This window comes from Streptomyces sp. NBC_00193, from assembly GCF_026342735.1.
Lineage (GTDB): Bacteria > Actinomycetota > Actinomycetes > Streptomycetales > Streptomycetaceae > Streptomyces > Streptomyces stoeckheimensis.
This window is the reverse complement of record NZ_JAPEMM010000001.1, coordinates 4,914,512-4,928,919: the sequence shown is the minus strand read 5'-3', so window position 1 is coordinate 4,928,919 and position 14,408 is coordinate 4,914,512. Positions and strand designations below refer to the sequence as shown.

Sequence of the window (14,408 nt, the reverse complement as noted above, 5' to 3'; positions counted from 1 at the left end):
TCGAGGACCGCTCGACCACTAGGCTCGGCCGCATGACTGATCATGCGCACGACCTGCGATCCGTTCATGAGGCCACTGATCGACTGCTGACCGCGGTCGCGAAGCTGGACAACGCGAAGCTGGCCGAAGAGTCACATCTCCCCGGCTGGACCCGCGGCCACGTCCTGGCACACCTGGCCCGGAACGCGGACGCCCTGGTCGAGGTCTTCGAAGGCCGCCCGATGTACGAGAGCGCCACCTCCCGGGAGTCCGACATCGAGCGCGACGCGGGGCGTCCTCTGCTGGAACAGCTCGAAGACGTCCGGAATTCCGCGGACCGCTGGTTCGCCGTCGCCGAGCGCCCGCAGGACTGGACCCGCACCGTGGAACTGCGCAACGGGGTCACCGACACCGCGGCCCGTGTCCCCTTCCGCCGCCTGATCGAGGTCGAGCTGCACCACGTCGACCTGAACATCGGCTACGAGCTCGCGGACCTCCCGGAGGAGTTCACCGCGCGCGAGATCGACTTCCTCGCCGACCGCTGGTCCGGGCGTCCGGAGGTTCCGCCGGTGACCTTGAAGACGCACCACGGCGACCGCGTCTGGCACACGGGCGGCTCCGAGGGCACCCCGGTCACCCTCGTCGGCACGCCCGACGAACTCCTCGGCTGGCTGGCCGGGCGCGGCCTGCGGGGCGCCCACCTGACCGTCGAGGCGGGCGACGGCCTGCCCGGGCTCCCCCCGCTCTAGGATCAAGGCATGACGTACACCGGAGAGGTCAAAGTCGGCGGTCCGGCCGACGTGCACGAGCTCGCGGACCTGATGATTTCCAAGGTTGCGGTGGGCTCGATGAACAACAACGCCTACCTGCTGCGCTGCCGGGCCACCGATGAGCAGCTGCTCGTCGACGCGGCCGCCGAGGCGGGCACCCTGCTGAGCCTGATCGGGGACGACGGCATCGCGTCCGTCGTCACCACCCACCGGCACGGCGACCACTGGGGCGCGCTCGCCGAGGTCGTCGAGGCGACCGGCGCACGCACGTACGCGGGCGCCCACGACGCGGAGGGCATCCCGGTCGCCACCGACGTGCTCGTCGCGGACGGGGACACGATCACGGTCGGCCGGGTCACGCTGACGGCCCGCCACCTGGTCGGCCACACCCCCGGCTCGATCGCGCTGGTCTACGACGACCCGCACGGCCACGCGCACGTGTTCACCGGCGACTGCCTCTTCCCGGGCGGCGTCGGCAACACCTCGGGCGACCAGAAGGCCTTCACGAGCCTGCTGGACGACGTGGAGACCAAGCTGTTCGGCGAACTGTCGGACGAGACCTGGGTCTACCCGGGCCACGGCAACGACACCACGCTCGGCGCCGAGCGCCCCCACCTGGCCGAATGGCGCGAGCGCGGCTGGTAGTGGGCCGCGAAGGGGAGGCCGGCACGTCAACCTCGCGCCGGACCGCACTCCCTTCCGGTCATTGATGGCCGAACGCACGTCCTGAGGGGGCGGGGCGGGGTAATTGCTGCACCATGCAACAGGATCCCTCCCCGCCCCCCTCCCCCTCGATGTTCCGGATCGCCGCGGCCTCCCTCGTCGGCACCGCCATCGAGTTCTACGACTTCTTCGTCTACGGCACCGCCGCCGCCCTGGTGCTCGGCCCGCTCTTCTTCCCCTCCTTCTCCCCGCTCGCCGGCACCCTCGCCGCCTTCGGCACCTTCGGCGTCGGCTTCCTCGCCCGACCCCTCGGCTCCGCCGTCTTCGGCCACATCGGCGACCGGTACGGCCGCCGCCCGGTGCTCCTCGCCTCGCTGCTGCTCACCGGTCTGGCCACGGTGGCGGTGGGCTGCGTGCCCTCCTACGCCTCCATCGGGATGGCCGCGCCGATCCTGCTGGTCCTGCTGCGCTTCCTCCAGGGCCTCGGCCTCGGCGGGGAGTGGGGCGGCGCGGTGCTGCTCACCTCGGAGCACGCCCCCGAGGGGCGTCGCGGACTGTGGTCGAGCTTCCCGCAGATGGGTCCGGCGGTGGGGTTCCTGCTGGCCAACGGCCTGATGCTGACCCTGTCGAGCACCCTGTCCGACGGGCAGTTCGCCGCCTGGGGCTGGCGGGTGCCGTTCTGGGTGGCGGGGCTGCTCGCCCTGACCGGGCTGTGGCTGCGCCGCTCGGTGGAGGAGACCCCGCAGTTCCGTGCGCTGGCCGAGACCGGCCACCGGGCCGACGCCCCGCTGCCCGAGGTCCTACGGGGCCACTGGCGCCTGCTCCTGCTGACCGGCGGGGCCCTGGCCGTGGGCTACGCCGTCTTCTACGCGGTCACCACCTGGTCCCTCGCGTACGCCACCGAGCACCTCGGCGTGCACCGCTCCGTGATGCTGGCCTGCATCATGGTCGCCGTCGCCCTCAAGGGGGTGGCGACCCCGGTCGTCGCGGTGCTCGGCGACCGCTACGGCCGGCGCCCGCTGTGCCTGGCGGGCTGCACGGCGTCCGCGCTGTGGATGTTCCCGTTCGTGGCCCTGCTGCGCACCGCGGACCCGCTGCTGATGACCGTGGGTCTGTTCGGCGCCCTGCTCGGCATGGTGACGATGTTCGCGGTGGTGGGCGCGTACTTGCCCGAGCTGTACGCCCCGCGGATCCGCTGCACCGGCGCGGCCGTCGGCTACAACCTCGGCGGGGTGCTGGGCGGTGCGCTGACCCCGATCGTGGCGACGGCGCTGGCGGACGGCTCCGGCCCGCCGTGGGCCGTCGCCGTGTACCTGACGGCGATCGCCCTGGTCTCGCTGGCCTGCTTCGCGCTGCTGCCGGAGACCAACCCGGTGGTCGTACGGCAGCGGACGGGTGCGTACACGGACGCGGAGAAGGGGGCGGCCGAGACGACCGCCCCCGCCTAGCCGCCCGGCCCTCAGCCGCTCAGTTCTTCTTGTCCACGGTCGGCTTGTGTCCCGGGTACACGTGGCCGGGGGTCACGATGCCGGTGACGGCCTCCCCGAAGAGGGTGCTGGGTTCCTGGCCCTTGTACAGGTCGTCGGTGTTCAGAACGATGACCATCGTGGCCTGCTCCTCCGGCAGGTAGACGGTCAGCGTCTCGTACCCGGGCAGCGAGCCGTTGTGGCCGATCCAGCCCTGGACGTTGAAGATGCCGAGCCCGTAGCCCGCGCCGGGGATGATGCCGATCGGCTGGGTCTTCAACCGCTCGGCCTGGGTCGCGGGGGTCAGCAGGGTGCCGGTGGCGAGGGTCTTCGCCCAGCTGCGCAGGTCGTCCAGTGTGGAGACCATCGCTCCGGCGGACCAGGCCCAGGACGGGTCGAAGTCGGTCGCGTCCACGATCTTCCCGCCGGGCAGGTCGTTGGTGTAGCCGTGCGCGTGCGGCTCGGGGAACTCCCTGCCGACGGGGAAGAGCGTGCGGCTGCTCAGCCCGGCGGGCTTCACCACGTCCTGCCCGATGACCTCCTGGATCGGCCGGCCGGTGATCTTCTCCACCAGCAGGCCGAGCAGGATCAGGTTGGTGTTGGAGTACTCGAACTTCGCACCCGGCTCGAAGTTCACCGGGTGCTTGAAGGAGATGTCGAGCAACTGCTGCGGCGTGAAGGTGGAGGTGATCCGGGCGTCGAAGCCCGCGTCCTCGCTGTAGTTGAAGAGCCCGCTGCGCATGCCCGCCAGTTCGCGCAAGGTGATGCGGTCCCCGTTCGGGACGCCGCTGATGTACTTGCCGATCGGGTCGTCCAGGGAGAGCTTGCCCTGATCCACGAGCTGGAGGAGGGCGGTGACCGTGAACGTCTTGGTCTCGCTGCCGATGCGGACCCCGAGATCGGGCGTCATCGGCGCACCGGTGGACTTGTCGGCCACCCCGAAGGACTTCACGTAGCTGCCCTTGCCGGGGGCCCACAGGCCCACGGTCACGCCGGGCACCTTCGCCCGGTCCATCACCTCGCGCACGGCCGCGTCCAGTCGGGCCGCGACGGCCGGCGTGAGCTGCGGGAATTCCGTGTCGCCGTCCGGCGACGGAGCGGCGGACACGGAAGGCGCCGGGGCGGTGGCCCCGTACGCGGAGCCCGCGGCGACCGGGGCGAGAAGGACTCCTGCGGCCGTGGCGGCCACGCAGGCCCTGCGCATGCGCGTGCGGGTCGACCTCATGGCACTGCCTCCTGTCGCAGACGACCAGGGCAACAGCACCAGCGTAGGCCCGGACATCCCCGGTCGCTCGGCGGATCAGGCGTCGATGCGCTCCGGGCCGCCCGCGGCGGCCTCGGCCTCCGCCTGCTTCTTCGAGGCGATCAGGCTGGTGATCGTGGTGATCACCAGGACACCGCAGATGACGCCGAGGGAGACCGGGATGGAGATCTGCGGGACGTGCAGGCCCGACTCGTGGAGGGCGTGCAGCACGAGCTTGATGCCGATGAAGCCGAGGATGACGGAGAGCCCGTAGCTGAGGTGGACCAGCTTCTTGAGCAGGCCGCCGATGAGGAAGTACAGCTGGCGCAGACCCATGAGGGCGAAGGCGTTGGCCGTGAAGACGATGTACGGGTCCTGGGTGAGGCCGAAGATCGCGGGGATCGAGTCCAGGGCGAACAGCACGTCGGTGGTGCCGATGGCGAGCATGACGACCATCAGCGGGGTCAGGATGCGCTTGCCGTTCTTCTGGATGAAGAGCTTGGTGCCGTGGTACTGGTCGGCGACGCCGAACTTCTTCTCGATGGACTTGAGGAGACGGTTCTCCTCGAACTCCTCGTCCTCCTCGTCCTTGCGGGCTTCCTGGATCAGCTTCCACGCGGTGTAGATGAGGAACGCGCCGAAGATGTAGAAGACCCACGAGAAGTTGGCGATGATCGCGGCGCCGGCGGCGATGAAGATGGCGCGCAGGACGAGGGCGATCAGCACGCCGATCAGCAGCACGCGCTGCTGGAGCTGCGAGGGAACCGCGAACTTCGCCATGATCAGGACGAAGACGAAGAGGTTGTCCACGCTCAGGGACTTCTCGGTGATGAAGCCTGCGAAGAACTCCTGCGAGGCCTGGCCGTGGCCGAATACCATCAGGCCGAGTCCGAAGAGCACCGCGAGGACGATCCAGACGACCGTCCAGATGCCCGCCTCCTTCATGGAGACGTCGTGCGGCTTGCGGCCGATGAAGAAATCGGCGCCGATGAGGATGCCCAGACCAAGAATGGTCAGCACCCATAGGGTCAACGAAACGTCCACGTGAACACGCCTCCGGCAGATGGCTCAGAACTTGTCAGCGTCATCGCTGCCGGAGGTCTCTTCCACCCGGACGGCCAGGAGGCCACGGGCCGGCGCCCCGGGACCGATTGCAGTCCGTATTGACGGGCACGCCGTAGCAGGAAAGCAGGAATACTCCCCTCCGCACTCACCAGGGTACCCGCCGTGGGCACGTAAGGTAAAGGGGAACCCAAGAACTGGTCAGCGGCCGGTCATCGGGGCCGGGCGGCGGACCGCCCGGCCGCCGCTACCGCGCGCGGCCGCGGGCCGCCGCGACCCGCTCCAGCGCCTGGTCAAGGACCCGACTGCCCTGCGGCGGCAGGTCCGGCTCGAAGATCCAGGCGTGGTGGACCCAGGGGTCGGCGAGGTGGTTGTCCGGTACGGGCGACAGCCGCATCAGCGAGCGCCACAGCGGGTCCAGCAGCGGCCCGTAGGCCGAGGCCTCGTCACGGTCAGCGACCATCAGGAGGTGCACGCCGACGGCCGGGCCCTCGTCGGCGAGGTAGCGCAAACGGGTGACGGCGCGGTCGTCGAAGCCGTGCGGGAAGTCGTGCACGATCAGCAGCTGGTCGGAGGTGTCCACGTCCGGCGGCAGGTCCTCCGGAGCCCCGGCCCGCACGGCCATCTGTACGAGATCCACCCGGCGGGTCAGCCGCTCCAGGGTCTCGGTGACCCCCGCGGCCCGGGCCGCGGGCGCCCCGGCCAGCACTCCGGCACGCACCAGCGGGGCCAGCGAGGCGGCTCCGGCTCCGGCCGCGTCGATGACGTGGACGGCGAACCGGTCGGCGGGGTGGGCGGCCAGCATCCGCGCCGCGTGCGCGACGGCCATGTCCATGGCGGCCCGGCGCAGCCGGTCGGTGTCCATCGCCATGGCCGCCTCGGAGCCGGTGCGGCCGTTGTCGATCCACAGGCCGCGCTCCAGCGGGACCCGGACCAGCATGGGAATGCGCAGATCGGGCCGCTCGGGCAGGTGGAGGTCGCCCAGCCGCAGGGCGAGCGGGGCCTCGGCGGGCACGGAGTGCGCCTGCCAGACCGGGTTGTCCCAGCGCGCGTACGCCGCGGGCAGCGCCGGCTCGACCACCTCGGACTCGGCGGTGAGCTGGACCAGGTCCCGGTCGAGGACTTCCTGCGCCCGCGCGACCAGTTCCTCGCGGCGGGCCCGGGCGGTGTCCCGGGCGGCGTTCCCGGAGCCGCCGAGGCGGTGGCGGGGGTCGGACAGCGCCTCGTCGAGCTCGCGGTCCATCCGGGAGTCGGCGAACTCGACGGCGCCGCGGTAGGCGGCGACGGCGCGGGCCAGGTCCTCGAACATGCCCCAGACCTGGTTGTAGAGCCGCTCCTCCATGGACCAGCCGCTCGCGTCCCCGGCGACGGGGCGGGGCTGCTCCCCGGGCCGCGGCGGCGCGGCGGGGCGCGGCGCGGGCTCGGGCGGCTCGGTGCTGGTGCGGCGGCGCGGGTGGGCGTAGCTGATGGTGGGCGGACCGCCGGCGGTGTCCTGTCCCGGTTGCGGGGGCATCGGCGGGGGTGTGGGCGCGGGCGCGGCCGGAACGTCCTGCGGCGCCGGTGTCGGCGTCTGGGCCGTGGCCGGGGCCCGGAGCCCGCGCGGAACGGTCGGGGCCGGGCCGCCGGGCATGACGGCCAGGGTGATGTCCCCGGCCGGCGCCGTGCCCAGGGCGGCGGCGGCCAGTTCGGCCGCGGCCGGGGCCGGGAGACCGGCGTCGGCCAGGAGCGCGCCGAGGCCGGCGGCGTACCCCTGGCCGACGGCGCGCACCTTCCAGGCGCCCTGGCGCCGGTACAGCTCCAGGGCCACGACGGCGGTCTCCGACTCCAGTCCGGTCAGCGTGTACCCGGCGAGCTCCGCGCCCTCCGGGTCGGCCACGCAGACGTAGGAGGCGGGGACCGCGCCGAAGTGCCCCGGCCCGCCGGGCGGCAGGACCAGGACGAGGCCGACCCGGTGGACGGCCGGTGCGACCGCGTCGAGGTCGACCGCTATGCGGTGCTGCCCGGAGGCCGCCCCGGGCACTTCCAGCCCGGGGAGGGTGCGGGCGCCCGGGTGGGCGACCGCCCCGGGGCCGGCGAGCCGGCCCGTGTCGTCGCCGAGCTGGGCCAGGGCGAGCACGGGTGTGCCCGCCGAGACCCTGATCTCCACCCGGCTCCGGGACAGGGGGTGGTTCTGCCCCCGGACCAGTTCGGCCGTCATCGTGCAGCCCCTCCCCCGTACCCGTTCTTCCGCCGGGCCCTCGATCGTGCCCGGTCCTGCCGTGCCGTACTTCTGTTGCGCTGTGCTCTTGTACTGCGGTGCTCTTGTACTGCTGTGCTGTTGTACTGCTGTGCTGTTGTATTGCGGTGCTGCTGTGCCGTGCTGCCGGCCCTGCTTACAGGTGCGGCAGGATCGCCGGCATCAGGTCCTGGAAGGTACGGCCGTTGGCCGGGTTTCCGAGGGCCGTCATCTGCCAGCCGCTGCCGACGCGCGACACCTTCGCCATGATCTGAGCGGTGTACTGACCGCCACCGTCCAGCGTGTAGCGGGCCAGCTCCTGGCCGTTGGTCTCGTCGACGATGCGGCAGAAGGCGTTCTCCACCTCCTGGAACGTCTGGCCGGTGAAGGAGTTCACCGTGAAGACGATCTGGTCGATGTGCACCGGCACGCGCTGCAGGTCGACGAGGATCGACTCGTCGTCCCCGCCCTGGCCGACGCCGCCGACGAGGTTGTCACCCGTGTGCTTCACCGAGCCGTCGTCGCTCTGCAGGTGCCGGAAGAAGACGACGTCCACGGGCTGCTTGTCGGCGAAGAGCACCGCCGACGCGTCGAGGTCGATCTCCCGGGTCCGCGAGCCGAACAGCCCCCGGCGCTTGGCCGCCTGCCAGCCGAGGCCCATCCGGACCGCGGTCAGCGTGCCTCCGTCCGCCTTCTGCAGACTGATGGCCTGACCCTTGGTCATGTTGACCGTCACGCGCTGTCCCCTCTCCATAGCCCTCCCCCGATGGGGGTGCGCAGCATGTACCTGCGGCTGTGCCAACCCTACTGACCGCCTCCGGGTCAGGCGAGGCCCGCTTCCTTCATCTGTCGCAGCTCCTTCTTCAGCTCGCCGACCTCGTCCCGGATCCGGGCCGCGACCTCGAACTGCAGCTCGGCCGCCGCGCCCCGCATCCGCTCGGTCATCTGCTCGATGAGCGCGGCCAGTTCGGCGGCGGGACGGTCGGTCGCCACCGCGGGACCCTTGGCGCCCTTGGCGGCCTTCGCCCCGGCCTTGCCGCCCAGCGCCGGGACGGGCGCCTTGAGGGCCTTGCCGTCCTTCGTCTGCCGGTAGCCGGTGCCGAGGAGCTCCTCGGTGTCGAGCTCCTCGCGGGCGATGGTGGCCACGATGTCGTTGATCTTCTTGCGCAGCGGCTGCGGGTCGATGCCGTGGGCGGTGTTGTAGGCGACCTGCTTCTCGCGGCGCCGGTTCGTCTCGTCGATCGCCTGGGCCATCGCCGGGGTGATGCTGTCCGCGTACATGTGGACCTGGCCGGAGACGTTGCGCGCCGCGCGCCCGATGGTCTGGATCAGCGAGGTCCCCGACCGCAGGAAGCCCTGCTTGTCGGCGTCGAGGATGGCCACCAGCGACACCTCGGGCAGGTCGAGGCCCTCGCGGAGCAGGTTGATGCCGACCAGGACGTCGTACTCGCCGGCCCGCAGCTCGCGCAGCAGCTCGATGCGGCGCAGCGTGTCCACGTCGCTGTGCAGGTAGCGGACCTGGATGCCGAGCTCCAGGAAGTAGTCGGTGAGGTCCTCGGCCATCTTCTTGGTGAGGGTGGTGACCAGGACCCGCTCGTCCTTCTCCACCCGCTGCCGGATCTCGTGCACCAGGTCGTCGATCTGGCCCTCGGTGGGCTTGACCACGACCTCCGGGTCGATGAGCCCGGTCGGGCGGATGATCTGCTCGACGAAGCCGTCGCCGCGCGAGAGCTCGTACTTCCCCGGAGTGGCCGACAGGTAGACGGTCTGGCCGATCCGCTCCTGGAACTCCTCCCACTTCAGCGGCCGGTTGTCGAGGGCCGACGGGAGCCGGAAGCCGTGGTCGACCAGGGTCCGCTTGCGCGAGGCGTCGCCCTCGTACATCGCGCCGATCTGGGGCACGGTGACGTGCGATTCGTCGATGACGAGGAGGAAGTCCTCGGGGAAGTAGTCGATGAGGGTGTTCGGGGCTGAGCCGCGCTCGCGGTCGTCCATGTGCAGCGAGTAGTTCTCGATGCCGGAGCAGGAGCCGATCTGGCGCATCATCTCCAGGTCGTAGGTGGTGCGCATGCGCAGGCGCTGCGCCTCCAGCATCTTGCCCTGCTTCTCCAGCTCGGCGAGGCGCTCGGCGAGCTCGGCCTCGATGCCGCGGACCGCCTTCTCCATGCGCTCGGGGCCGGCGACGTAGTGGCTGGCGGGGAAGACGTAGAGCTCGCGGTCCTCGCTGATCACCTCGCCGGTCAGCGGGTGCAGGGTGGACAGGGCCTCGATCTCGTCGCCGAACATCTCGATGCGGACGGCCAGTTCCTCGTAGACCGGGAAGATCTCGATGGTGTCGCCGCGCACGCGGAAGGTGCCCCGGGTGAAGGCCACGTCGTTGCGGGTGTACTGGATGTCGACGAAGCGGCGCAGGAGCTGGTCCCGGTCCATCTCCTCGCCGACCTTGAGGGGGACCATCCGGTCGACGTACTCCTGCGGGGTGCCGAGACCGTAGATGCAGGACACGGAGGCGACGACGATGACGTCGCGCCGGGTGAGGAGGGAATTGGTCGCGGAGTGACGCAGTCGCTCCACCTCCTCGTTGATGGAGGAGTCCTTCTCGATGTAGGTGTCCGACTGAGGTACGTAGGCCTCGGGCTGGTAGTAGTCGTAGTACGAGACGAAGTACTCGACCGCATTGTTCGGCAGGAGCTCGCGGAACTCGTTCGCCAGCTGGGCGGCGAGCGTCTTGTTCGGCGCCATCACCAGGGTGGGCCGCTGGAGCTTCTCGATCATCCAGGCGGTCGTCGCCGACTTGCCGGTTCCGGTCGCGCCGAGCAGCACGACATCCTTCTCACCTGCACGGATGCGCTTCTCCAGCTCGGCGATGGCCGCCGGCTGGTCGCCGCTGGGCGTGTAGGAGCTGACGACCTCGAAAGGCGCCACCGTGCGTTCGATCTTCGATACGGGCCGCATGGGTCAACCGTACGACCACCCACTGACACTCGACGCCCGCCCGCCCCGTGCGGAGCCGTGCGGGCCTGGTCCGTTTGTCGTAGTTCGGTGGCGGCCCGGTGATCGTCAACCCCATGATCGCCGTACGCGGCTCTCCCTGAAAGTGCGTCGGAAACGCATCGCCGCCGGTGCATCGCCGCAACGAATGCCGCTCCGCGCCCGTTTGACGGCAGGAGCAGGGCCCATGACCCGAGGAGAACGCGCATGTACGTCCGATCCGCCGCCGCGGCCACCGCCGCCTTCCTGGGACTCGCCCTGAGCGTGTGCGGTGCGGGCTCCGCCTCGGCCGCACCCGGTCCGGACTGGCTGTCCAACCCGATCGTGTACGCCCACCGGGGGGCTTCGGCGTACGCCCCGGAGAACACGCTGGAGGCGATCGACCTCGCCATGCGGATGGGCTTCGACTGGGTGGAGAACGACGTCCAGCGCACCAAGGACGGGGAGCTCGTGGTCATCCACGACGACACCCTGGCCCGGACGACCGACGTCGAGCAGGTGTTCCCCGACCGCAGGCCCTGGCGGGTGAAGGACTTCACCGCGGCGGAGATCGCCCGGCTGGACGCGGGCAGCTGGTTCGGCCCGGAGTTCGCGGGCGCCCGCGTACCGACCCTGCGGCAGTACATGAACCGGGTCCAGCGCAACCAGCAGCGCCTGCTCCTGGAGATCAAGAAGCCGGAGCTCTACCCGGGGATCGAACAGCAGACCCTGGACGTGCTGGGCGCGACCGGCTGGCTCGACGAGGACCGTGTGGCCCGCCGACTGGTCGTCCAGAGCTTCAGCGCCGCCTCGGTCCGCACCGTGCACGAACTGCGCCCCGACCTGCTCACGGCCTTCCTCGGCACCCCGGCCCTCGCCGACCTGCCGCGGTACGCCGAGTTCGCCGACCGGATCAACCCCTGGTACACCACCATCGACGCGGACTGGGTCGCCGCGGTGCACAAGCTGCTCGGCGCCCACGGCAAGGCGCTGGAAGTGGACACCTGGATCGTGGACGACGCCGCGACCGCCCAGAAGGTCCAGGACATGGGCGTGGACGGGATCATCACCGACAAGCCCGACGTCGTACGGGAAGCGGTCGGCGGCTACTGATGCGTGCGGCGCTGTCGGTGGCGGGTCGTACCGTGAAGGGGTGGACACTCCTGAGCCCCGCGGGCCGCACCTCGAATGGACCGTCGTCGACAGCGACATCGGTCCGCTGCTCCTCGCCGCCACCCCCGAGGGCCTGGTCAAGGTCGAGTTCCATGCCGGACCGGACCGGGCCGCGAAGATGATCGGCACACTGGTCTCCCGGCTCGGCGCCGACGCCCGGCGCCCGCCGCCGGGCGAGGAGGTCCTGCTGGCCGAGCCGATACGCCAGCTGAACGCCTACTTCGCCGGTACGCTGCGCCGCTTCGACCTGCCGCTGGACTGGCGGCTCAGCTCCGGCTTCAACCGGCAGGTCCTGCTGGAGCTGGACCGCACCGTGCCCTACGGGGCGGTCGTGGGGTACGGCGAGCTGGCCGCCCGGGCCGGGGCCCCGGGCGCGGCCCAGGCCGTCGGCAACGCCATGGGCTCGAACCCGCTGCCGCTGGTGGTGGCCTGCCACCGGGTCGTGGAGAACGACGGGGGCATCGGCGGCTTCGGCGGCGGCGTGGAGACCAAGCGCCGCCTCCTCGCCCTGGAGGGGGTACTCCCCCAGCCGCTCTTCTAGGGGGTGCCGTGCTCCCGGTGCTCCCGGTGCCCCCGGAAACCCTGTTCCGCCCGCCTTGCGAGGGGTGCGAAACTGCGGCGGTGACCACACCTTGCGCCGCGCCCGCAGCCCCTCCGCATCCGTGTCGGAGGTGGACCGCGTGAGCACCGCGCCCGGCACCGACCGGCCCGCCGTCACGGTCACCGCCGCCGACCTGCCCCGACTGCGGCGCCGCACCTCCGGGGTGCTGATCGCCGGCCAGGTGCTGGGCGGGATCGGCGTGCCCATCAGCATCGCCCTGGCCCCGGTCCTGGCCACCGAGGTCAGCGGCACGGAGTCGCTCTCCGGCTTCGCCTCGACCGCCTCCGTGATCGGCACCGCGGCCGTCTCCCTGCCGCTCGCCGCGCTGATGACCGCGCGCGGCCGCCGGCCCGGACTGGTCCTCGCCTACGTGATCGGCGCGGCCGGGGCCGCCCTCGTCGTCCTCGCCGCCTCGATCAAGAGCTTCCCGCTGCTGATGCTCGGCATGGCCGCCTTCGGAGCCGCCTCCTCCGCCAACCTCCAGGCCCGCTTCGCCGCCGCCGACCTCGCCGAGCCCGACCACCGGGCACGGGCGATCTCCGTGGTCGTCTGGGCCTCCACCATCGGCGCCGTGCTCGGCCCCAACCTCTCCGCCCCGGCCAGCCGCAGCTTCACCGGCACCTCCATACCCCCGATGGCGGGGCCCTTCATCTGGGCCGGCGCCATCTTCCTGCTCACCGCCACGCTGATCGGCGTACTCCTGCGCCCGGACCCGCTGCTGACGGCCCGCGCGCTCGCCCCGGCCGAGGACCAGACCCGCGCCGGGCGCTCGCTGCGTGCCGGCTTCGCGGCCGTCAAGGCCTCCCCCCGGGCCCGGCTCGCGCTGCTCACCATCGCGGTGTCACACACCGCCATGGTCTCGATCATGGTGATGACCCCGGTCGACCTGGGGCACCACGGAGCCGGGCTCCAGCTCATCGGGCTGGTCATCAGCGGGCACATCGCCGGCATGTTCGGCTTCTCGCCGGTGATGGGCTGGCTCGCGGACCGGATCGGCCGGCTGTCCGTGATCGGGCTCGCCGCCGGGCTGCTGTCCGTCGCCGCGCTGCTCGCCGGCACGGCCGACGGGAACCACACCCAGAGCGGCATCGGCCTCTTCCTGCTCGGGCTGGGCTGGTCCGCCGGCATGGTGTCCGGCTCCGCCCTGCTGACCGACTCGGTGCCGCAGCCCGCGCGGGCCGCCGTACAGGGGCTGGGCGACCTCACCATGAACACGGCCGCCGGGGTCGGCGGCGCCGCCGCCGGGCTGGTCATGTCCCAGGCGGGCTACGGCTGGCTCAACGCGGCCGCCGCCGCCCTGCTGCTGCCGATGGCGGCGCTCGCGCTGTTCACCTCGCGCCGCCGCCCGGTGAAGGCCGCGGACACCGGGACGGGTACCGCTCAGTAGCTGATGTGGTAGGCCTTGCGGAGCGTCTCGTGGACGGTCCAGGTGGTCTTGTCACCCTCCCGGAGGACACAGGCGGAGCCCGGTCCGACCTCCAGGGTCTCGCCGCCCTCCACCTCGACGGTGGCCCGGCCGCTCACCACCACGAACAGCTCGTTCGCCTCGGTGTCGGTGACCACGCCCGGGGTGATCTGCCAGATCCCGCGCACCTGCGAGCCGTCCGGCGCCTCCCACAGCACCTTGCCCGTCACCACGGGATTCCCGGAGACGATCTGCGCGGGGTCGAGCTCGTCCGGCTCCAGCTCGGAATCGGGAAAGTCCGTGACGGAGACGGCGAAGGAAGCGGGGCCGGGGGCGGCGGGGGCATCACGGTGATCACTTGTGCTCATGGTCCGGAGCCTAATCGGGCCGCCCGGCGCGCCGGGGTGACCAGAGCGTCCAGCGCGCGTCCGCCCCACCCGTCACCCTGTCCATTCCTTGACGCGGACCTCGCACCACTCGGCCCCGGCGGGCCTCCTGGGCTTCGCCCCGCTGCGCCGAACTCCGTCCGGCGGCGGCCCGGCGGGGCTGCCGCCACCGCCGTCCCGGCCCCGGGCCCGGTGGGCGGGTGCGGGTGGCTGGGCCCTGCGGGGCGAGGTCCCCTACCCGCCCTTCCCCCGTTCCCCGGGCTCTGCCCGGACCCCGGTCCTCACACGCCGGACGGCTGAAAAGCCCCAGGGGACGACGGGGGCAGCCCCGCACGCGTACAGGCTGACGCCCGCCAAAATTCAGCCACTCCGGCGTTTGAGGAGCGGGGGTCCGGGGCGGAGCCCCGGGGAACGGGCGAAGGGCGGGTAGGGGACTCCGCGCAGCGGCACACCCGCAACCCAGGCCCCGGACGGA

General features: G+C 71.7%; 12 protein-coding genes. 6 read left to right on the top strand and 6 right to left on the bottom strand.

All coding sequences use genetic code 11. The features are described 5' to 3' along the window. The first annotated feature begins 32 nt into the window (after positions 1-32). From OG898_RS21950 to OG898_RS21940, 3 genes are all read left to right on the top strand, one after another. The gene (locus OG898_RS21950) at positions 33-728 is read left to right on the top strand and encodes a maleylpyruvate isomerase family mycothiol-dependent enzyme (RefSeq protein ID WP_266958802.1); all 696 of its coding nucleotides are present in this window, start codon (positions 33-35) and stop codon (positions 726-728) included. Positions 729-737: 9 nt separating this feature from the next. Beyond that, positions 738-1,394, top strand: a complete 657-nt coding sequence (locus OG898_RS21945) for an MBL fold metallo-hydrolase (protein ID WP_266958800.1) — start codon at positions 738-740, stop codon at positions 1,392-1,394. Between the two features lie 149 nt (positions 1,395-1,543). Continuing rightward, complete coding sequence (locus OG898_RS21940) at positions 1,544-2,860, top strand: MFS transporter (RefSeq protein WP_250753052.1); 1,317 nt, start codon at positions 1,544-1,546, stop codon at positions 2,858-2,860. Positions 2,861-2,879: 19 nt separating this feature from the next. Here the strand turns inward: OG898_RS21940 and OG898_RS21935 are convergent, their stop codons facing one another. The 5 genes from OG898_RS21935 to uvrB form a co-directional block, all read right to left on the bottom strand. Further along, entirely contained in the window at positions 2,880-4,103 is a 1,224-nt protein-coding gene (locus tag OG898_RS21935; RefSeq protein WP_266958798.1) for a serine hydrolase, read from the bottom strand. Positions 4,104-4,178: 75 nt separating this feature from the next. Next, positions 4,179-5,165, bottom strand: a complete 987-nt coding sequence (locus tag OG898_RS21930; protein ID WP_250753042.1) for a TerC family protein — start codon at positions 5,163-5,165, stop codon at positions 4,179-4,181. A 265-nt stretch (positions 5,166-5,430) separates the two neighbouring features. Next, positions 5,431-7,380 carry a TerD family protein gene (locus tag OG898_RS21925; protein ID WP_266958796.1) on the bottom strand — a complete coding sequence of 650 codons (1,950 nt, stop codon included), beginning with the start codon at positions 7,378-7,380 and terminating at the stop codon, positions 5,431-5,433. A gap of 175 nt (positions 7,381-7,555) precedes the next feature. Continuing rightward, positions 7,556-8,134, bottom strand: coding sequence for a TerD family protein (locus tag OG898_RS21920; protein ID WP_250753038.1), 579 nt, complete (start codon positions 8,132-8,134; stop codon positions 7,556-7,558). 86 nt (positions 8,135-8,220) lie between these two features. After that, positions 8,221-10,353, bottom strand: a complete 2,133-nt coding sequence (gene uvrB / locus OG898_RS21915) for an excinuclease ABC subunit UvrB (protein WP_250753036.1) — start codon at positions 10,351-10,353, stop codon at positions 8,221-8,223. A gap of 243 nt (positions 10,354-10,596) precedes the next feature. Between uvrB and OG898_RS21910 the strand changes: the two genes are divergently transcribed. The 3 genes from OG898_RS21910 to OG898_RS21900 all read left to right on the top strand — a co-directional run bounded on the left by OG898_RS21910 (position 10,597) and on the right by OG898_RS21900 (position 13,529). Beyond that, complete coding sequence (locus OG898_RS21910) at positions 10,597-11,481, top strand: glycerophosphodiester phosphodiesterase family protein (protein WP_266958793.1); 885 nt, start codon at positions 10,597-10,599, stop codon at positions 11,479-11,481. 40 nt (positions 11,482-11,521) lie between these two features. Then, positions 11,522-12,082 carry a methylated-DNA--[protein]-cysteine S-methyltransferase gene (locus OG898_RS21905; protein WP_266958791.1) on the top strand — a complete coding sequence of 187 codons (561 nt, stop codon included), beginning with the start codon at positions 11,522-11,524 and terminating at the stop codon, positions 12,080-12,082. Between the two features lie 139 nt (positions 12,083-12,221). Further along, on the top strand, positions 12,222-13,529 hold the full coding sequence (locus OG898_RS21900) for an MFS transporter (RefSeq protein WP_266958789.1): 1,308 nt from the start codon (positions 12,222-12,224) through the stop codon (positions 13,527-13,529). On the opposite strand, the gene OG898_RS21895 is transcribed toward OG898_RS21900, so the two are convergent. Then, complete coding sequence (locus OG898_RS21895) at positions 13,523-13,915, bottom strand: cupin domain-containing protein (RefSeq protein ID WP_266958787.1); 393 nt, start codon at positions 13,913-13,915, stop codon at positions 13,523-13,525. The genes OG898_RS21900 and OG898_RS21895 overlap by 7 nt on opposite strands. Positions 13,916-14,408 lie beyond the last annotated feature (493 nt).